At 67.8% G+C, this 19,509-nt stretch carries 12 protein-coding genes and 1 pseudogene; 5 read left to right on the top strand and 8 right to left on the bottom strand.

The genetic code is table 11. From position 1 onward, the window contains the following. Positions 1-11: 11 nt before the first annotated feature. Positions 12-1,781, bottom strand: coding sequence for an SDR family oxidoreductase (locus tag MUG78_RS07610; RefSeq protein WP_246993640.1), 1,770 nt, complete (start codon positions 1,779-1,781; stop codon positions 12-14). 128 nt (positions 1,782-1,909) lie between these two features. After that, positions 1,910-3,163 (bottom strand): pyridoxal phosphate-dependent aminotransferase, encoded by a 1,254-nt coding sequence (locus MUG78_RS07615; protein ID WP_308221343.1) that lies wholly within the window; start codon positions 3,161-3,163, stop codon positions 1,910-1,912. Positions 3,164-3,227: 64 nt separating this feature from the next. Here MUG78_RS07615 and MUG78_RS07620 point away from each other — a divergent pair, with 64 nt between their 5' ends. Beyond that, positions 3,228-4,130 (top strand): exodeoxyribonuclease III, encoded by a 903-nt coding sequence (locus MUG78_RS07620; protein ID WP_246993642.1) that lies wholly within the window; start codon positions 3,228-3,230, stop codon positions 4,128-4,130. 2 nt (positions 4,131-4,132) lie between these two features. Here the strand turns inward: MUG78_RS07620 and MUG78_RS07625 are convergent, their stop codons facing one another. The 4 genes and pseudogenes from MUG78_RS07625 to MUG78_RS07640 all read right to left on the bottom strand — a co-directional run bounded on the left by MUG78_RS07625 (position 4,133) and on the right by MUG78_RS07640 (position 10,930). After that, positions 4,133-5,038, bottom strand: a complete 906-nt coding sequence (locus MUG78_RS07625) for a type IV toxin-antitoxin system AbiEi family antitoxin domain-containing protein (protein WP_246993643.1) — start codon at positions 5,036-5,038, stop codon at positions 4,133-4,135. 312 nt (positions 5,039-5,350) lie between these two features. Further along, complete coding sequence (locus MUG78_RS07630) at positions 5,351-6,067, bottom strand: DUF1361 domain-containing protein (protein ID WP_246993644.1); 717 nt, start codon at positions 6,065-6,067, stop codon at positions 5,351-5,353. Positions 6,068-6,160: 93 nt separating this feature from the next. Continuing rightward, positions 6,161-9,312 (bottom strand): annotated as a pseudogene (locus MUG78_RS07635) ((Fe-S)-binding protein). Positions 9,313-9,511: 199 nt separating this feature from the next. Then, on the bottom strand, positions 9,512-10,930 hold the full coding sequence (locus MUG78_RS07640) for a WS/DGAT/MGAT family O-acyltransferase (protein ID WP_281499803.1): 1,419 nt from the start codon (positions 10,928-10,930) through the stop codon (positions 9,512-9,514). 210 nt (positions 10,931-11,140) lie between these two features. Between MUG78_RS07640 and MUG78_RS07645 the strand changes: the two genes are divergently transcribed. The 3 genes from MUG78_RS07645 (at position 11,141) to MUG78_RS07655 (ending at position 14,757) form a co-directional block, all read left to right on the top strand. Then, on the top strand, positions 11,141-12,529 hold the full coding sequence (locus MUG78_RS07645; RefSeq protein ID WP_246993645.1) for a hypothetical protein: 1,389 nt from the start codon (positions 11,141-11,143) through the stop codon (positions 12,527-12,529). A gap of 278 nt (positions 12,530-12,807) precedes the next feature. Then, complete coding sequence (locus MUG78_RS07650) at positions 12,808-14,022, top strand: hypothetical protein (RefSeq protein ID WP_246993646.1); 1,215 nt, start codon at positions 12,808-12,810, stop codon at positions 14,020-14,022. Positions 14,023-14,109: 87 nt separating this feature from the next. Next, on the top strand, positions 14,110-14,757 hold the full coding sequence (locus tag MUG78_RS07655; protein WP_246993647.1) for a SanA/YdcF family protein: 648 nt from the start codon (positions 14,110-14,112) through the stop codon (positions 14,755-14,757). On the opposite strand, the gene MUG78_RS07660 is transcribed toward MUG78_RS07655, so the two are convergent. Together MUG78_RS07660 and MUG78_RS07665 are read right to left on the bottom strand one after the other, a co-directional pair. Further along, positions 14,712-15,947: an acyltransferase gene (locus MUG78_RS07660; protein WP_246993648.1), complete on the bottom strand. Its 1,236-nt coding sequence runs from the start codon at positions 15,945-15,947 to the stop codon at positions 14,712-14,714. The two genes, MUG78_RS07655 and MUG78_RS07660, sit on opposite strands and share 46 nt — an antisense overlap. Positions 15,948-16,034: 87 nt before the next feature. Further along, complete coding sequence (locus MUG78_RS07665; RefSeq protein WP_372493158.1) at positions 16,035-18,209, bottom strand: acyltransferase family protein; 2,175 nt, start codon at positions 18,207-18,209, stop codon at positions 16,035-16,037. Between the two features lie 155 nt (positions 18,210-18,364). Here MUG78_RS07665 and MUG78_RS07670 point away from each other — a divergent pair, with 155 nt between their 5' ends. Further along, the gene (locus MUG78_RS07670) at positions 18,365-19,492 is read left to right on the top strand and encodes an NDMA-dependent alcohol dehydrogenase (RefSeq protein ID WP_246993650.1); all 1,128 of its coding nucleotides are present in this window, start codon (positions 18,365-18,367) and stop codon (positions 19,490-19,492) included. The last annotated feature ends 17 nt before the right edge of the window (positions 19,493-19,509 follow it).

The following is a 19,509-nucleotide window of genomic DNA, read 5'->3' on the forward strand; positions in this document are numbered from 1 at the left end:
CGTCGACATCCTTACTTCGTCAGCTTCTGGCGCGCGGCGATCCGCGAGGCCCAGGGGAAGAATCGGTACGAGCGGTAGCCGAACTTGGCTTCCGGGGTCACCGGGACCACGGCCTTGTTCGCGAGGACGGCCTTCGCGATGTCGCGGGCCACCTTGTCCGGGGTGAAGCCGCGCTTGGCGTAGAAGGCGTCGATCCGCTTGCGGTTGCCCTCTTCGTCGTCGGTGCCGGCGATCTCGGTGACCGAGGTGATGTTGGTGTGCACGATGCCCGGGCAGATCGCGGTGACACCGATCTTGTGCTCGGCCAATTCGGCGCGCAGCGACTCGCAGAACATCAGGACCCCGGCCTTGCTGGCCGAGTACAGCCCCAGTTCGCGCGACGGCGTGAACGCCGCGGCCGACGCCAGATTGACGATGTGCCCGCCGGTGCCGCGCTCCACCATCTGCTTGCCGAAGGCGCGGCTGCCGCTGATCACGCCGCGCAGGTTGATGTCGAAGAGGCGGTCCACCTGCGCGTCGGACGCGGCCAGGGCGGAGCCGGCCAGGGCGATGCCCGCGTTGTTGACCACGATGTCCGGGACGCCGTGGGCCCGTCGGACGTTCTCGGCGAACTCGTTGACCGCGGTGGTGCTCGAGACGTCGAGGTCGTAGACGTGGCTGAGCACGCCCTTGGCCTTGCACTCGGTCGCGGTCTCTTCCGCACCGGCCACGTTGATGTCGGCCAGGACCACTTCGCAGCCCAGCTCGGCCAGTGCGTACGCGGTCTCGCGACCGATGCCGCTGCCCGCGCCGGTGATCACGGCGAGCTTGCCGCCGAGCTTCTGCGGCGGGCCGAGACGACGCGCTCGATCGATGGTGTTGGGCGCGCTCGACGTGCCGTTCTCGATCATCGCGATGAACTCGCGCGCGGTGTCGGCCAGGTAGGTCGGGTTGGTGTACGGCAGCCAGTGGCCGGTGGCGGAGTTCTTGCGCCACAGCTTGTTCGCGTGGGTGTGGGTCAGGTCGTAGATGGCCGGACGCAGCGCGATGTCGCGCTCATTGACCACTTCCAGCACCGGCACGACGGTGGGTCGCGGGTTGGGGCGGGCCAGCTTCTCGCGGATGTTCGCGCTGTAGAAGCGCAGGCCGGAGATCATGTCCTCGCGCAGGGTCGGCGCGAACGAGACGTTCTCGCGCGGGGTGCCCTCGACCGCGTGCAGGAACTCGGTCCACACCTTCTCCGAACCGAACGCGGAGAAGAAGGCCTGGGGGAGGACCGGCAGCTGGAAGAAGGCGGTGTAGGCCGACGACGCGACCTGCGAGAGCGCGCGACCCACGTTGCCCGGGGTGGGGCGGGTGATGTTGGCGTGCGCCCACTCGCCGAGGAAGTCCAGGTTGGGACCGGACACCGAGGTGAAGCTCTTGATCCGGTCCTCGGCACCGGGCGTGGTGACGGCCTCCCAGGCCTGCACCGAACCCCAGTCGTGCCCGATCACGTGTACCGGGACGCCGGGGCTCACGGCGTCGATCACGGCGAACAGATCCTGCGCGAGGTGCTCGAGGCGGTAGGCCTCGACCTGGTCGGGGCGGGTGCTCTCGCCGTAGCCGCGGGTGTCGTACGAGATCACGCGCACGTCGTCGGCCAGCAGCGGGGCGACGTTGTCCCAGAGGTGATGGGAGTCGGGCCAGCCGTGCACCAGGACCGCGGTGGGGCGATCGGCTGGAGCGTCGGGCGCCTCGAGTTCGAAGACCGCGAGGTCCATTCCGTCACTGCTGATCGAGGAGCGATTCCACGACACCATGTGCGTTCACCTTCTGCCGAATGAGTTGGTGCGATGCACGTTACCACTCGTAACAGTGAACTGCTAGCTCTAGTTAGCACCCGGTCGGGTGGCGCGTATGCGGCCGGGGATGGCCGCATACGCGCAGGTCACTGCCGGTACGACGACAGGAAGTTGCCGATCCGGTCGATAGCTTCCGCCAGATCCTGTCGCCACGGCAGCGTCACGATCCGGAAGTGGTTGGTGTCGGGGAGGTTGAAACCGCTGCCCTGCACCACCAGGATCTTCTCCTGCAGGAGCAGGTCCTGGACGAACTTCTCGTCGTTGTGGATCTCGTAGACCTCGGGGTCGAGCCGGGGGAACGCGTAGAGGGCGCCCATCGGCTTCACACAGCTGACGCCCGGAATCTCGTTGAGCTTCTCCCAGGTCACCGTGCGCTGCATGTACAGTCGGCCGTCCGGCTCGCAGAGGGCGTCGATGCTCTGGTAGCCGCCGAGCGCCACCTGGATGGCGTGCTGACCGGGCACGTTGCTGCACAGTCGGGTCGAGGCCAGGGTGTGCAGGCCCTCGATGAAGCCGCGCGCGTGGTCCTTGGGGCCGGTGATCACCACCCAGCCGGCGCGGTAGCCGCAGACGCGGTAGGCCTTGCTCAGGCCGTTGAACGTCAGCACCAGCATGTCCGGGGCGAGGGTGGCGATGGAGGTGTGGACGGCGTCGTCGTACAGGATCTTGTCGTAGATCTCGTCGGCGAGGATCAGCAGCGAGTGCTTGCGGGCGAGGTCCACCATGCCCTTGAGGATCTCGGGGGAGTAGACCGCGCCGGTGGGGTTGTTCGGGTTGATCACCACGATGGCCTTGGTGCGATCGGTGATCTTGGCTTCGATGTCCTCGAGGCTCGGGTTCCAGTCGTTGTCCTCGTCGCACCGGTAGTGCACCGGGGTGCCGCCGGACAGGGCCGTCATGGCCGTCCACAGCGGGTAGTCGGGCGAGGGGATGAGGACCTCGTCGCCGTCGTTCAGCAGGGCTTGCATGGTCATGGTGATGAGCTCGGAGACACCGTTGCCGAGCAGGACGTCGTCGACGTCGAAGTACGGGAAGTCGTCGATGAGCTCGTAGCGGGTGACGATCGCGCGGCGGGCGGGCAGGATGCCGAGCGAATCGGAGTAGCCCTGGGAGAACGGCAGGGCGTGGATCATGTCGCGCATGATCACGTCGGGGGCCTCGAAGCCGAAGAGGGCGGGGTTGCCGATGTTCAGCTTGAGGATGCGATGGCCTTCGGCCTCCATCCGTGCTGCGTGCTCGTGCACCGGACCGCGGATCTCGTAGCACACGTTCTTGAGCTTGTCGGACTGCTCGAGGGTGCGCAGGTTCAGGTTCTGGTGGGATACATACGGTCGGCTCACGGGTTCCATTCTGTCAGTCGGACGCAAGTGGATTCCGCAAACCCGGTGCGGCAGGGTGAACGCCATGACGCAGTTCACGCCGCCGCCGCTGGATTCGGACCCCGACGCGGGGTTCACCGTCGCGTCGTTCAATGTGAACGGGATCCGGGCGGCGCGTCGTCGGGGGTTCGACGAGTGGCTTGCTCGGCGGCAGCCGGACGTGGTCGCGATCCAGGAATTGCGGTGCAGCGCAGAGCAGGTGGGCGAGTTCCCCGGCTACGTCGCCGCCGTCGACGTGGGGTCGGTCCCCGGCCGCAACGGGGTGGCTGTGCTGACCCGCGACGAACCCGCGGCCGTCCGCACCTGGGCGACGACGCCGCCGCGGGCGCGCGGGCTCGGCGAGTTCGCCGCCGAGGGACGGTACATCGAGGTGGACCTGGCGGACCGTCCGCTCACGGTGGCGAACCTGTACCTCCCGAAGGGCGGGCTGCCGGCCGAGCTGCAGCGGCCGGGTTCCATGCGGGAGAAGCCGGACGGCGGCGCGAAGCATGCTCGGAAAATGCGGTTCCTCGCGGGCTTCGCGCGGGAACTGCAGCGGTCACGGCTGGCGGCGCTGCGCGCGGGGCGGGAGTTCGTGCTGGTCGGCGACTTGAACGTGGCGTACCTCGAGCATGACGTGACCAACTGGCGTGCGGCGCGCAAGATGGAGGGCTTTCTGCCGGAGGAGCGCGAGTGGTTCGGTGCCGTCACCGGTCCGCGGACGCTGGTGGACGTGGTGCGCCGCCTGCACGGGGACCGTCCCGGACCGCTGACCTGGTGGAGTTGGGCGGGGGAGTCGTTCACCAAGGACGTGGGCTGGCGGATCGATCACCAGCTGGCGACCCCGGGGTTGGCGCGGCGCGCGGTGTCGGTGAGCGTCGACAAGGAACCCGCGGCCGACCAGCGGCTCTCCGACCACGCACCGCTGTTGGTGCGCTACCGAGACTGACATCAGGCGCGGCGCAGTGCCAGTGCCGCGGCCACGCGGGCGATGCACGTCTCGGGTTCCTCGATGAGCTGCTTCCAGGTGAAGCTCAGCGGCAACCATCCGGCGGCGGCGAGCTCGGCGGCCTTCGCGTTGTCGCGCTCGAAGCGCTCGCTGTCGCGGTGATAGGCCCACCCGTTGATCTCCACCGAAACGCGCTCGGCCGGCCATGCCACGTCCAGCCGCCACTTCCCGAAGCGATGTTGCTGCACCCACCCGGTGATCCGGTGCAGGCGCAGCAACTCCACGAAGATCCGTTCCGCCTCCGACTCCGTGCCCTCCTGGAGCGAGGCGAGCAGGTCGCGCGCCGGCCGCAGGCCGTGCATGCGCGCATTGCGTTCGGCGGTCCGGGTCAGCTCGGGCACGGTCACCGTCTTCTGGGCGAGGACGCGGTCGAGGAAGCCGGCGGGACTGGGCATGAGGCCGGCGGCGGCCAAGACCGTGAGCGGCTTCGCGGTGATCGCCAGTCCGTGGCGTTCGGTCAAGTCCTCCGCAGCGATCGCCCGGCGCAGGACACTGACCTCTTCGGGAAGTCGGGGCGCTTGGTGGCGAGTAGGCGGAACGCACACCGTCAGTGGCGCCGGCAGCGGTGCGGTGTCCGAGCCGGGTTGCGGGGCGATCATGCCGAACCACCAGGCCGCGGTGAGCCGGTCGGCGACACCGCAGAGGTGAGCGGCCACCACTGCGCGCACCTTCGCACGGTCGGTGAACTCGTGCGAGGTGGAGAGGTAGACGCCGCGCCCGTACCGCTCCCAGTCCTTCCGCTTCACGTGCCCTTGGATCTGCCGACGCGTCAGGCCGCAGGCGTGGGCCTGGGCGAGAGTGAGCACGCCGTCGTTGGCGGCCAGGAGTGCGCGGAGATCGGCGTTCATGTGGATTAGACGCGGGCGGCCTCGCTGCGGTTCCGTCCGAGCTGAAAGTTGTGTGTCCGCGGAGGCACGTCCGGGGTGCTTCCGGGGACGTGGAACTTCTGCGGCGGCGAGGTGGCCGGGGATAGGGGCAGCGGCAGTGGTTCGCGCTGGTGACTGTCGAGCCAGGTCTGTACTGGTCGCCCGGGCTTCTTGTGTGCTGCCAAGGACCGTGCGGGCGGTGCTGATCGAGGGTCTGCCTGCGGGCAGCGTTCCCGCCGGGAGTTTGCGTCCGCGGAGGCACCTGACGGGTGCTTCGAGGACATGAAACTCAGCTCAGGGGCTGGGGCGGATGTCAGGGGTGCGGCGGGGCAGGGCGGCGACCGCTTCGTAAGCCCAGAGCGTCAGGTAGGCCAGGGCGAGGAAGGCGGCGACCGCCAGGCCCACACCGGTGGACTCCACGTGGGAGAACGGATTGCGCACCCAGTCGAAGGTGCCGGCCACTACCGCCTCGGGTCGGTGCACCAGGTCCCACGAGTTCCAGCGCTGGAACCGGCCGATCACCACGCCTACGGCGCACAGGGCCACCGTCACCGCCATTGCGGCCCAGCCGACCGCGCGGCCGAACTCGGCGGTCAGGCGGCGGTGGATCAGCCGCATGGACACCACGCCGAGCACGATCCCGGTCCAGGCCGCGAAACCGTACTGCAGGACGTGCCGCCACAGTTCGTAGCCGTGACGAAGGTGGACCAGGTCGGTCACCAGGTAGGGCGCGTTGGGGAGGAACGCGAGCCAGGCGACGCCGAGGGGCACCAGCCAGATCCGCCGACGGACGCCGACGAACGCGAAAGCGAAGCCCAGCGGAATCCAAGCGAGGAAGAGATTCCAGACCAGGAACCGGCTCGGGTAGCTCAGCGGCGCGGCGGTGTCGGTGATGCCGAGGACGGCGGTCAGCGCCGTGGTGCCGAGCAAGGCGGCCAGCAGCACACCGATGCGCGGATCGGTGAGGCGGAACGCGTTCGATGCAGGCGCGGCGGTGGTCTCCCCAGTCATGCGGACCACCGTAGTCAGTGACCGCAGATGCGGGCGGCCCCGCACTCGCGAGGAGTGCGGGGCCGCCCGGTGCAGGAACTTCTGCCGTGCTGACTACTTGCCGGGGCGCTTCTTGCCCGCGGCCATCCCGAAGCCCTTGGCCTTGCCGGCCGTGCCCTCGGTGGTGGCCGCCTCGGTGGCGCCGGCTTCCGGAGCTGCCGCAGCCGGAGCTTCTGCAGCCGGTGCCTCGGCGGGCGCCGCTGCCGGTGCGGCCGCGGCCGGAGCCTTGGGCGCACCTGGCTTCTTGATGCCTGGCTTCTTGAGGCCGCCAGCCATGCCGAAGCCCTTGGCCGCGCCCTGCGTGGCAGCGGTGGTGGCCGCAGCCGCCGGTGCCGCCGCCTCTGCGGGAGCTTCGGCAGCAGGCGCCTCGGTCGCGGGTGCTTCCGCAGCGGGGTCTCAGCGGCCGGAGCTGCCGCGGCGGGCTTGGGTGCGCCCGGCTTCTTGATGCCCGGCTTCTTCAGGCCGCCGGCCATGCCGAAGCCCTTCGCCTTGCCCTCGGTCGAGGCCGTGGTGGTCACGCCGGACTCGGCCTCGTCGGAGGTCGGTGCGGCGGGAGCGGCAGCGGCAGGGGTTGCCGCAGCCGGAGCGGCTGCGGCGCCGGGCTTCTTGATCCCGCCCGGCTTCTTGAGGCCGCCGGGCTTCTTCAGTCCGCCCTTGACCGCCAGGCCGCCTTCGGCCGGTGCGGCCGTCTCGGCGGCAGCGGCAGGGGCTGCAGCAGCCGGAGCGGCTGCGCCGCCGGGCTTCTTCAACCCGCCCGGCTTCTTCAGGCCGCCCTTGGGTGCAAGACCGCCGGCCGCAGGCTTGGCTGCGCCACCGGTAGCCGGGGCCGCTGCCGGAGCAGCGACGGCCGCTGCCGGAGCAGCCGCCTTCACCGGCTCGGGCTCGGGCTTGGCCTTGTGCTTCGGACCGTGGAACTTGTCGCCGCGGGTGATCCCCTCGAGCTGACCGCGCTTGACGCCTTCCAGAATCATCTGGGCGACGTCGACCACCTCGATCTTGTCTTCCTGCTCGGTGCCCGCGGTCTGGGCGTCGACACCGTCGGTGAGCATCACGCGGCAGAACGGGCAGCCGGTCGCGATGAGCTTGGTGTCGTCCTTGGTGGGAGTGGAGGCCAGCGTGTCGAGCGCCTCGTCGACGCGGTCGACGTTGATGCGCTTGCCGATCTGCTCTTCCATCCACATCCGGGCGCCACCGGCGCCACAGCACATCGAGCGCGAGCCGTGGCGCGGCATCTCGGTGAGGGTGGAACCGGACGCTTCCATCAGTTCACGCGGAGCGTCGTAGATGGTGTTGTGGCGGCCCAGGTAGCACGGGTCGTGGTAGGTCACTTCGCGGCCGCCGACCGGGGCCACCGGAACCAGTCGCTTCTCGCGCACGAGGCGGTTGAGCAGCTGGGTGTGGTGGACCACTTCGTACTGGCCGGCGCTGGCCTGACCGCCGTCGAGAGCCGCGACCTGCGGGTACTCGTTGTAGATGGTGTTGAAGCAGTGCGCACAGGTCACCACGATCTTCTTGCGCTGGGTCGGCGCGGTGCCGAACAGCTCGTTGAAGGTCTCGATGTTCTGTTGCGCCAGCATCTGGAACAGGAACTCGTTGCCCGCGCGTCGGGCGGAGTCGCCGGTGCAGGTCTCGCCCTGGCCGAGGACCATGAAGTCGACGGCGGCGATGTTCAGCAGTTCGGCGACGGCCTTGGTGGTCTTCTTGGCGCGGTCCTCGTAGGCGCCGGCGCAGCCGACCCAGAAGAGGTACTCGTAGCCCTCGTACGACTCGACGTCCTGCCCGTAGACGGGGACGTGGAAGTCGAGCTCGTCGATCCAGGCGGTGCGCTGGGACTGGTTCTGGCCCCAGGGGTTGCCCTTGTTCTCCAGGTTCTTGAACAGGCCGGCCAGCTCGGTCGGGAAGTCCGATTCGATCAGGACCTGGTAGCGGCGCATGTCGACGAAGTGGTCGATGTGCTCGATGTCGACCGGGCACTGCTCGACGCAGGCGCCACAGGTGGTGCAGCTCCAGAGTGCTTCGGCGTCGATGACGGCGCCGGTCAGACCCTCGGACTCGCCGACCAGCTTGCGGTCGGCGGCGATGCGAGCGGATTCCGGGATCTTGGCGAGTGCGGCCTCGTCGGGATTGCCGTCGGCATCGAGCAGGCCGATCTCCTCGCCGCCCATGTCCTTCTTGCCGCCGGCGATCAGGTACGGGGCCACGCCGAGTGCCTGCTCACGCAGCGACATCATCATCAGCTTCGGCGACAGCGGCTTACCGGTGTTCCACGCCGGACACTGACTTTGGCAACGGCCACATTCAGTACAGGTGGTGAAGTCGAGCAGGCCCTTCCACGTGAAGTCCTCGATCTTGCCCGCACCGAAGGTGTCGTTGTCCGGGTCGGCGTTGTCCATGTGCAGGACCTTGCCGTTGGACATCATCGGCTGCAGGGCGCCGAGGGCGGGGCCGCCGTCGGTCTCACGCTTGAAGAGGATGTTCGGGAACGCTGCGAAACGGTGCCAGGCCACGCCCCAGTTGGCGTTCAGGCCGACCACGGCGAGCCAGATCATGCCGCTCATCAGCTTGATCACCGCCGCGGCGGTGACCCAGTACGTGGACGAACCCTCGAAAAGCTGCGCGAAGTAATGGGTGAAGAACGACGTCCAGATCGGCGGATTCTCCAGGCCGGTCGCGATCTTGAAGGTCTTCACGAAGATCATGCCGAGGCCCTCGATGAGGACGACGATCTCGACGAAGTAGGCGGCGCGGAAGTCCGAACCGGAGAAGCGCGACAGGCGCTTGGGGAGGCGCGGGTGGTTGAGCTGGCGGATGATGATCAGCGCGGTGATGCCGATGACGGTGCCCAGACCCAGGATCTCGTCCGCGAAGATGTAGACGTTCCAGGCGCCGATGACCGGCCAATGGAACGCCGGGTCGAAGATCTGGCCGTACGCCTCGAACCAGAAGATCGCGCCGATCAGGAAGCCGAACATCACCAGCCAGTGGGCCCAGCCGACGGTGCGGAACTTGGCCATCCGGGTGTGCGCGACGAACTCGACCAGCATGTTCCAGAGGCGGGCGACGGGGCTCGCGAAGCGATTCCCCTCCACCTTCTCGCCCTGCGCGACGGCGCGTACGATCCGCGTCGCTCCGCTGATGAAGAGCGCCCAGCAGAACAAGCTGATGACGACGGCGATGGACCCGATCACAACCGTTGTGGTCGTCACTGGAGTACCGGCCTTTCTTGAGGTCGTACCATGGCCAGCCCGTGATGCGGATGCATCAGCGGAAACCTGGCATCTATTCCTTTGGCTTACCGTAAAGGTTGCACCCGGTCCAGCGCTGCAAAGGTTTACCTAACTCGGCAGGTGGCGCGTGTGGTGCCCGCTGACGTTACCAGCGAGTAATAAGGCGGGCCAGTCGGCGTCAGGCGCCCTGCTGCAGCGGTTCCATCTCTTCGAGCTCGACCAGCGAGATCTCGAGATGGTCGAGGATCCGCTGCAGGCGCGGCAGCTGAGCGCGCGCGCCGATGATGCCGAAGTTGGCCTTGCCTGCGACGGTGGTCATGGTGATGTTCATGGCCAGGCCCTCCATCGGGATGGAGACCGGGTAGCAGCCGTCGAGCTTGGCGCCGTTCCAGTACAGGTCCTCCTCGGGACCCGGGACGGTGGAGATCATCAGGTTGAACCCGCGCGGGGTGTAGTTCACGAAGCCGGGGACCGGGGCGAAGGCCAGCGGCCAGACGTTGGCGGCGCCCAGTGCCAGGGACTGCAGCGGCTTGAGTTCGCGGACCACACCCTTGGCGCTGGCGGTGGAGGCGACGATCTCGCGGAGCCGCTCTGCCGGGTCGGCGACGTCGGTGGCCAGCCGGGCCAGAATGGCGGTGATCGCGTTGGACGCACTGTCGCCCTCGGTGTGCAGCGACACCGGCTGGCACACATGGAGTGAGTCGTCGGGCAGCGCGTCCTGATCGTCCAGGTAGCGGCGCAGGGCGCCCGAGCACATCGCCAGCACCACGTCGTTGAAGGTGATGCAGTGGCGACGGGCTGCTGCGCGCAGCCGCTCGACGGGCCAGTCCTGGGCGGCGAATCGTCGTGCCGATCCGATCGGAACGTTCAAGATGGTGTCGGGCGCCATCTGCATGGGGGCGACGAAGTCGTGGTCGAAGACGCCGGCGGCGGCGATCTTGGCGGCCGCGGGCACCGTGCCGATCAGTTCGTCGGCCATCTCCACGGCCGAGCCCACAGCGCCGGTGACGCGGGACAGCAGGCTGGGCTTCGGGGCCGACGGGCGCTTGCGTCGAGGGCGCAGCAGGTCGTTGTCCCAGAAGGCGGTTCCGCCGCGGTCGTCCGGGTCGGTGGTCAGGGTGCGCTGGAGCATGCGCAGTGCGGTCACGCCGTCGGCCAACGAGTGGTGGATCTTGCTGTAGAGGGCGACGCGGCCGTCGGCCAGGCCCTCGATGATGTGCAGTTCCCACATCGGGCGCGACCGGTCGAGCAGGGCGCCGTGGTTGAGCGAGACGTAGCGGAGCAGGTTCTTGATCTCGCCCGGACGCGGCAGGATGATCCGGCGCACGTGGTAGTCGAAGTCGATATCGTGCGCCTGCTGCCAGGCGGTGTAGCCGGCGAGGTTGGCGGGGCTGGCCGGACGCTTGAGGAAGGTGCTCTGAATGTCGGTGGCTGCGAGGAACTTCTCGTGGATCTCCTCGGCCAGCTCCTCGGCGGTCTGGCCGTCACGGGGAAGGAAGAGTTGCAGGCCGCCGACATGCATCGGCTGGTCGCGAGTTTCGGCGATGAGGAACATCGACTGCGTCACCGGCATGTACTGCACGGCGCCTCCCTTCATACGGTCCTACTTGCAAGTAGGGCCGGGTCACTAATCGATGAACAGTGTGACAGGTACCATTTTTCGGGCGGATCGGGACCCCGGCCTCATGTCGTGGACGGCGCCGATCGCGGAGTGCATCCGACGTGTTACGGGGATCGGAGCGCGCCGTTAAGCGTCCTCTCAGCTACTGTCTGGCGTGGGCGGGGGCCCGATGACGTTTGAGGACACATGGCTACTTCGTTGAACCGTAAGAATCGTCGTCGCAAGAAGGCCGCCGGGCTCGTCGCCGTCGGGGCTTCTGCGACCCTGCTCGCGGGCGGGCTGATGCCGGCCCAGGCGAACGCGTTCGGTTTGGGTGACTTGCCGTTTGTCGCCCAGTGTGGGCCCGGAGGGTACGAGAAGGATGGGTTCGAGTTCGACCCGATCATCGCTCCGAAGGTCAAGCTGACGGGGACCGCCGATTGTCGCGACGCGCAGCCCTCGATTCTAGCGACCATCGGGGACGCGCTGATCGGCGTAGTCATGCCCGGCATGCCGCTCAAACTGTCGACGTTCAACACGGCGATCGCAACGCCGGGTCTCGGCGAGGAGGGCACCTTTATCCCTGGGATTAGTGTTCTGTGGCCGATCCCTGGCGTTGCAACGATCAAGGGCACCGGTTACAACACAGCGATTGTCGTCCTGGGTGGTGAAGCGACGGCGTCGTCGGACTACTACATGGCCGGGGCGGTCGCGATCGCCGCCATGGGCGGTGTGGCGAATGCGGATGCGCTGTTCGGCGGCGCGCTGGCGACGGCGATCTCAGTCCCGCTGATCACCAAGAATTCGGCGACGGCGAAGGCCCTGCCGATGGGCTTTGCGATCGCCAACTCGGCGCACCTTTTGAAGGGTGCGGATGTGAGCGCGACGGCGCTCGGCGGTATCGCCAGCGCAAGCTCGGCCATCGACGGGTCGCAGGATGCCGTGTGCACCGCGGTGTACGCGCAGGCGAGCGTGACCGACTCCAAGAACGGCAAGAACATCGAGTCGTGCACCAGCGTGCTCTTCATCTTCCAGCAGTACCAGGAGGGCGACGGCCCGGTCTGGTACGCGATCAAGAACCCGCTCGACGTGAACCAGGTGTCGCCGTTCGGCGACAACATCGCGGATCTGCTTGCGAAGGTGGGCAAGCTGGTCACCGGCGGTGCGCTGCCGGATCCGATCGTGGAGGCGATGGCGGGCAAGTTCGTCCCCGAACTCAAGGGCTCTATCGTCCGGGTGTCGTTCCAGGATGGAATGGCGGTGTTCGCCACCGACTTGCCGCAGTTCTTCCAGGGCATCTTCGGCCAGAGCCGGGCGAGCGGACCGCTGCTCGGCCTGAGCGACCTGGGCCTCAGTAAGGCGGACGTGCAGAGCGTGTCGGGCTACGGCATCGGCGGACCAGCGCTGGAGCAGGACGTGTCGCCGGTCGTCGCCGACCGTGTCGCACCGCCGGTCGCGGCGGAGCGGCCTGTCGTCGACCAGGCGCCCGCAGTGACGCTGGCGCCGAGCGATCCGAGTTCGGCCGGTGGCCTGGACCTCGGTGGATCCGACGCCGCAGTCGAGGCCACGTCGATCGAACTCGAGCCCGCGCTCTAGGTCCGTCACTCTCGAAGTCGAGGCAGAGTTCGGCCCGCTCGCCACCTGGGTGAGCGGGCCGAACCGCATCGCGGGACCGGCTACCCTACCCGGCAAGGGGTCGCTGGTGGGCGGATTGAGACCACTGAGTAGAAATAGTTAGTTTTCCGAAAAATCGGACTCGCCTATGCCTAGTGTCACAGTGTCTGGGGTCATTCATTACAGGTACATCTACGCACAGGATCGAGTCTCATATGGCTTCCTCACCAGCCCGCCGAATCCGTCGCCGTCGCGCAGCGATGACCCTGGCCGCCACCAGCGCCTCTGCTGCGCTCCTCATGGGAGGCATCACCGCGCCGCCGGCGAACGCCGTGATCGATATCGGCCTGCCGGGAGTGGTCTCCTGTGACCCGGGAAAGTCGGAGAGCAGCGACCCGCTGCTCGGTCCGGAGTCGAAGGCGGATTGCACTGACGCGCAGACGTCGGTGATCGCCACCATCGGTGATGCGATCCTCGGGGTGGTCCTCCCTGATTTTCCGCTGGGTCTCTCGTCGTTGAACGGCGCAATTGCAGTGCCGGTTCAGGATCCGCTCGGCGCGGTGACGCTGGTTCCGGCCTTTGCGACCATTTCGGGCACTGGCTACAACACGGCGCTGGCGATCCTCGGCGGCAATGCGACGGCGTCCTCGGACTACTTCGCATCGGGTGCGATCGCGATTGCGGCCTTGGAGGGTACGGCCAATGCTGATGCCCTCTTCGGCGGAGCCTTGGCGCTGGGGGTCGCAGGTACCGCGACTGCCCAGGCGTTGCCGCTGGGTATCGCGATCGCGAACGCCATGCCCATTATCGGCGGTGGCAGCGCTGACGCGACCGCACTGGGCGGTATCGCGACGGCCACGACGACTATTTTTGGCGACAGGGACGTGGTTTGCACGGCGCTCTACGGCACGGCCAGCATCGCGGACAAGGACGGCAAGAGTCAGGGGTCGTGCACCAGCGTCCTGTTCATCTTCCAGCAGAATAGTGCCGGCGAGGGGGAGCCGACCTGGTACGCGATCAAGAATCCCTTCGACGTCGGCCTGATGTCGCCCTTCGGAGACAACTTTGCTGACCTGATGGCCGGGCTCGGCGGTGTGCTCCCGCTGCCTCCGGAGCTGATCGACCTGATGGCCGGCAAGTTCGTTCCGCAGTTCCAGAGCGATCTCGTGCGTATCTCGTTCGACGGCGGATCGCCGAAGGTCGAGTCGGATCTGCCGGACTTCCTCGGCGGACTCTTCGGTCAGAACGACACGAGCGCCACGACGAATGCTTCGGCCACCGCTCCCGAGACCCTCTCGGCACAGGTCGACGGTGCCCCGGCCCCGGCCTCGACTGTCGAGTCGACTCCGGAGCCTGTGGTCATTGACGATGGCGGTGACTCGGGTGCGAACGCTCCCGCGGCCGTTGACCTCCTCGGCGGCGACAGCGGCGCGGGCTCCCCCGGTGGTACGGGAGATCTCCTGTCGATCGGCTAGTCGTCTGCCGACCGCAGGCAGTGACAGCTCGACCCGCTCGCGACACCGCGAGCGGGTCGAACGCATCTCGCGACTACCGTTGGGCGGGTGAGGATTCGACCGACGATGCTGGTGTGGTGGGGTGCGACGGCACTCTCGTTCGTGGTGCTGGTGGCGTCGACGTGGTCGTTGGTCGCGGCGCGGGGGCGCGTCGTCGAACCGAAGAATCTGTCCGCGGGCGCGCCGACCACGCTGATCGTGCTCGGGGCCAAGGCAGCCGACGGTGAGCCCGGAACCTATCTGCGTAACCGGCTCGACGTCGCCGTCCAGCTCTACCGCGCCGGCCGGGTGGACCGAATCCTCAACTCCGGCAACGACAGTGACGACGCGGGCCGGGAAGTCCGCACCATGCGTGCCTACCTGGAGGCCGCCGGGGTGCCGGCCGTGGCAATCGTCGACGATCCGATCGGCATGAATACGGCGGCCACGTGTCGTCGTTCGGCGGAGGAGTTCGGGGTTCGGCGGGCACTGATCGTGACCCAGGGTTTCCATGTCGGCCGAGCGGTCGGACTGTGCCGGGCCGAGGGGATCGACGTGACCGGGGTGATCGCGCCGTGCGACGGCTGCACCGGACTGTCGTTGGTGCGTAATTACTTCCGGGAAGCCCTACTGTCGCGCCCGCGCGCCATGTTCAACGCCTTTGGCGTCGGTCAGATCTGCCAGCGGAAGGGCAGGCGGGGGCGGCCGGTCAGGTAGATCGAACCCGGCACGCGCCGCAGCGCCTCCACCGCGGCGAGCGAGATGCCGATGGTCAGCAGGTAGGTGACGATCGTGCCCCACGGCTGACCGAGGGCGTGCACCAGCGTGGGCTGGCCGTCGGTCTTCGGTCGCAGCAGGAAGAACAGCACCAGCACGTGCACCAGGAACACCGGGAAGCTGCGGTTGGACGCGTAGGCCACCGCCTTCGCGAAACGCGGTGCGCGCGGGCGGATGTTCGCCGACCAGTGGCGGCCGAGCGCGTAGATCGAGAGCGCGGCCACGACCAGCCACGGCAGCAGGGTGACGGCGAAGGCGCTGTCGTTGCTGTGGACGGTGCCCTTCACGAAGGCCTCGTAGAGGTACAGACCGACCGCGAAGGCGCCGGTGCCGGCGAGCGCGAGGCCGAGCCAGCCGCCCTTGCCGGTGATCCACTCGTCGAACCGCGCGCGGTGGGCGGCGGCGACGGCGCCGGCGATGATGAAGAACTGGTACGGCACGAACGTGGCGTAGTGGTGCCACCACCAGCTCGACCAGCTCTCCGGCGGAGTCCAGTAGGTGATGATCGCGAACACGGCGATCTGCAGCGCGAAACTGGTCGCCAGCAGTGCGCCGTGGTGGCCGCGGGTCTTCTGCACCAGCCACCGGATCAGCGGGAACAGCAGGTACACCTGCAGCATCACGACCAGGAAGTACAGGTGGAAGCCCGCGGTGCCCCAGCGCAGCTGCTGCCAGAATTCGTCCAGACTGTGGGGCACCTCGTCGAGCCGACCCCAGGCCCACATCCCGATGATCACCCAGTAAACCGCCGACCACAGGATGTACGGCAGGATCACCAACTTCATCCGCCGACGCCAGAACGAGACGGCGCGGAAGTCCTCGCGCCCCTGGTACTGGTACATCAGCACGAAGCCGGTGAGCGCGAAGAAGATGTTTCGCGTCGCATGGAACAGCAGCGACGTGCTGTTGGTGCCGATGTTGTTCAGCTCGTCGGTGGTCTGCGTCAGCGTGTGGACGAAGATCACCAGCGCGAACGTCGTCGCGCGAATCAGATCGACCTGGAACAGATACGGCCGTTTGGTAGTGGCCGGCTTCTGCGTCGAGGTGTCCGACGACGATGCCGTCACCGCACCGGCCGTGGGCCCCGAGGGCGACGGCGCGGTCTGGGTGAAGGCGTCAGTAGTCGTCATAAGCAAGCTGAGCCCGCAGGCTCGCCGGTCACGCTAACAGGCGAACCTGGCAGGTAGCTGTGTTGCGCCGTTGAGCTGTGGCGCTGGTCACCACCAGCCGGTGGCCTGCTGGATGTCCCGCTCCAGGTAGGGGATCAGGCTGCGGACGAACGCGGTGGTCAGGTGGTGGCGGTCGTGCCACACCAGGATGTTGCCGACCACGGCCGGGCAGTAGGTGTCATTGCACACCGCGTTGGAGTAGTCGATGAACGTCATGTTCGGGAACTCCGCGGCGATCTCCTCGGTGGGGCTCACCGGCGACAGCATCCGGTCGCGCGACACACCGCACACGTTGGGGCTGCGGCCCTCGGCGATGCAGTCCGGCGGGTCCATCGGCGGATCCATGCCCCACGGCGTATCGCGCACGGCGATCACCTTCTGCCCGCGCTCGCGGAACTCCTCGAAGATGTCCAGGTAGCCCTGCGGCACGTAGTCGCCGGGGGCGGCGCCGGGGACGGGCCGGGTACTCGTCGTGAACACGATCTCCGGCTTGTCGACGGCGAGCTGGTCCATGACCTTCTGAACCCAGTCCTGGCATTCGGTGAGCTTGCGGCCCTGGTATTCGACGACGGCCTCGGTGCTCAATGCGCAACCGGCCTTCATGTACGTGGTGACGCGGAAGCCGTGCCGCTTGCCCAGCTCGTCGAGCGCGGTCATCCAGTGCTCGGAATGCGAGCCGCCGACCACGGCGATGGTCCGGGTGGCGGTCGGATCGCCGTACACGCCGACCTTCACGGAGAGGTCGCCGAAGTTGCTGAAGTGCGGGCCGTGGCTCAGCGGCCAGTCTTCCTTGGCGGCTTCGGGCGACGGCACCGGCGGGATCGCCGGCACCGGGGCGTCGTCCATGAACGCCCGGGCGCCCGGGTACAGGCGGGGGTCCAGGTTGCTGGTGTCGACCTTCATCGACGCGGCGCGTGCCTGCCAGTAGACGGCGCTGGTGCCGCCGAAGACGGTCAGCGCCACCACGATCACCGCGAGGATCCGGCGGTAGCGGACGCTGAAGCCCTTGCCGCGTCCGGAGCGCAGCGGCGTCTCGATGTACTTGGTGCACAGCCAGGCGATCAGCACCGACAGGAGCAGGATGCCTGCGCCTTCGAGGAACGACACCCGGTCCTTGAAGCGCCAGGTCAGGTAGAAGATCAGGATGGGCCAGTGCCACAGGTACAGCGAGTAGGCGATGGAACCGAGCCACACGATCCACGGGTGGGCCAGGACCTTGCCGCCGAGCGACAGGTCGGCGCCGGGGACGGGATGACGAGCGGTGCGCGACGAGCCGACCCAGATCAGCAGCAGCGTTGCGCCCACGGGCACCCACGCCATGACGCCCGGGTACTGCTCCACGCCGGCGATCCAGATGCCCGACGTCGCGATCAGGGCGACGCCGACGACGGTCAGCAGGGTGCGCAGCCACTGCGGCATCGGCAGGCGCGGCATCCAGATGGCCAGCAGGCCGCCGACGAGCGGCTCCCAGAGTCGGGCGACGGTGTCGTAGTAGTTGAACGGCTGGTTGATGCCGTGGCGGTAGTTGGCCCAGGCGAACGAGACGACGGCCACGCCGAGCAGGGCCAAGCCGACGATCCAGGCCACCGTGTTCCGACGGCCCAGGACCTCCCAGCGCTTGGCGCCGAGCTTGAGGAGGCCGCCGAGGGCGAGCGCGACCAGCAGGGTGAGGACGAAGAACTGGCCCTGCATGGACATCGACCACAGATGCTGCAGCGGGCTCACCGCGGAGTCGGCGGCGCCGTAGTCCTGCGAGGAGAAGGCCAGCAGGTAGTTCTGGTAGTACAGCGCCGAGGCGACGATCTCCTCGCCCAGCGGTCCCCAGCGGGTGGTGGGCATGATCCACCAGATCATCGCCGCGGCGAAGGCCAGCAGCAGGAACAGTGCGGGGATCAGGCGCAGGAGCAGTCGCTTGAGGCGCCGCCACGGATTGACGGCCCGATTCCAGCTGACCGACGGCGACGTCGAGTTGGTGACGTGCTTGAGCAGCGAAGCGATGAAGAAGTAACCGGAGAGGGTCAGGAAGACGTCGACGCCGCCGGAGACTCGGCCGAACCAGACGTGGAAGACGGCGACGAGGAAGATCGCGACGCCCCGGAGGCCGTCGAGATCGAGGCGATAGCCGGAAGTGTTGCCGGTGGCCGCGTCTTCGTTCGGCGTCGGCGGTTCCGTCGCCAGTGCTCTCCTGTGTTTCGCTGCCACGGCTCCCCAATGTAGACACATCCGGGCCCTATTCCCGCATCCCCGCGCCGTGGTCGGGCATCTCGGGCACCGCCGATTCTGTGAATCGGGCTCGCGTTCGAATACTACGGGCCACCATCGAGGAAGGCGGCGGAGTCCGCCCGAACGATCCCGGTATCGACGATGAGGAAGTGCGAATGAAGACCAAGGCCGCAGTTCTGCACGGAGTGAACGAAGAGTGGCAGATCGAGGAGGTGGAACTCGGCGATCCGGTGGCCGGCGAAGTGCAGGTCAAGCTCGTGGCCTCCGGGTTGTGCCACTCCGACCACCACCTGCGCACGGGCCAGAGTCCGGCGCCGTTCCCGGTGGTCGGTGGACACGAGGGCGCTGGCATCGTGGTCAAGGTGGGCCCGGGCGTGACCCGGTTCGCGGAGGGCGATCACGTGGTGACCGCGTTCATCCCGGCGTGCGGCGTCTGCGGTCCGTGCTCGCGTGGTCAGCAGAACATCTGCGACGAAGGTGCCGGATTGCTCACAGGTCTGTCGATCGCCGACAAGACCCACCGCGTCAGTACCGCCGACGGCACCGGACTCACCCAGATGTGTTTGCTCGGCACTTTCTCGCCGTACATCACCGTGAACCAGGCGTCGCTGGTGAAGATCGAAGACGACATTCCCCTGCGCGAGGCCGCCCTGCTGGGCTGCGGCGTGGCCACCGGCTGGGGCTCGGCCACCGAGATCGGCGGCTCCAAGGTCGGCGACACCGTGGTGGTGGTGGGGATCGGCGGTGTCGGTATCAACTCGGTGCAGGGCGCCAAGGCCGCGGGTGCGCGCCACGTGATCGCGGTGGACCCGGTGAAGTTCAAGCGCGACATGGCCGAGAAGCTGGGCGCCACCCACGTCTTCGAGTCCATGGAGGCGGCGCTCCCGGTGGTCGGTGAACTCACCTGGGGCACGATGGCCAACACGGTGGTGCTCACCGTCGGCGAGATGAAGGGCGAGTACATCGCGCCCGCGATGGCGATGGCAGGCAAGGGCGGACAGGTCGTCGTGGTCGGCATGGGCGACTACGCGGCCATGGACGTGAAGCTGAACCTGTTCGAGCTGACGCTGCTGCAGAAGCGCGTGCAGGGCGCGATCTTCGGCGGCGCCGGACCGCGCACCCAGGTGCCCAAGCTCCTCAACGAGTACCGCGCGGGCCAGCTGAACCTGGCCGACCTGGTGACCCAGACCTACAAGCTGGAGGACATCAACCGGGCCTACGACGACATGCTGGAGGGCAACAATATCCGCGGCATGGTCGTCTTCGACGAAGAGGACTGGTAGGCCACGCCCCGAATAGG

Origin of the sequence: Gordonia alkaliphila, from assembly GCF_023017165.1 — a bacterium.
In the GTDB taxonomy this organism is placed as follows: domain Bacteria; phylum Actinomycetota; class Actinomycetes; order Mycobacteriales; family Mycobacteriaceae; genus Gordonia; species Gordonia alkaliphila.

Coding starts and splice junctions, on each gene's coding strand:
- MUG78_RS07610 (WP_246993640.1), bottom strand. CDS start 1,781: ATGGTGTCGTGGAATCGCTCCTCGATCAGCAGTGACGGAATGGACCTC.
- MUG78_RS07620 (WP_246993642.1), top strand. CDS start 3,228: ATGACGCAGTTCACGCCGCCGCCGCTGGATTCGGACCCCGACGCGGGG.
- MUG78_RS07625 (WP_246993643.1), bottom strand. CDS start 5,038: ATGAACGCCGATCTCCGCGCACTCCTGGCCGCCAACGACGGCGTGCTC.
- MUG78_RS07630 (WP_246993644.1), bottom strand. CDS start 6,067: ATGACTGGGGAGACCACCGCCGCGCCTGCATCGAACGCGTTCCGCCTC.
- MUG78_RS07640 (WP_281499803.1), bottom strand. CDS start 10,930: ATGAAGGGAGGCGCCGTGCAGTACATGCCGGTGACGCAGTCGATGTTC.
- MUG78_RS07645 (WP_246993645.1), top strand. CDS start 11,141: ATGGCTACTTCGTTGAACCGTAAGAATCGTCGTCGCAAGAAGGCCGCC.
- MUG78_RS07650 (WP_246993646.1), top strand. CDS start 12,808: ATGACCCTGGCCGCCACCAGCGCCTCTGCTGCGCTCCTCATGGGAGGC.
- MUG78_RS07660 (WP_246993648.1), bottom strand. CDS start 15,947: ATGACGACTACTGACGCCTTCACCCAGACCGCGCCGTCGCCCTCGGGG.
- MUG78_RS07665 (WP_372493158.1), bottom strand. CDS start 18,209: ATGTGTCTACATTGGGGAGCCGTGGCAGCGAAACACAGGAGAGCACTG.
- MUG78_RS07670 (WP_246993650.1), top strand. CDS start 18,365: ATGAAGACCAAGGCCGCAGTTCTGCACGGAGTGAACGAAGAGTGGCAG.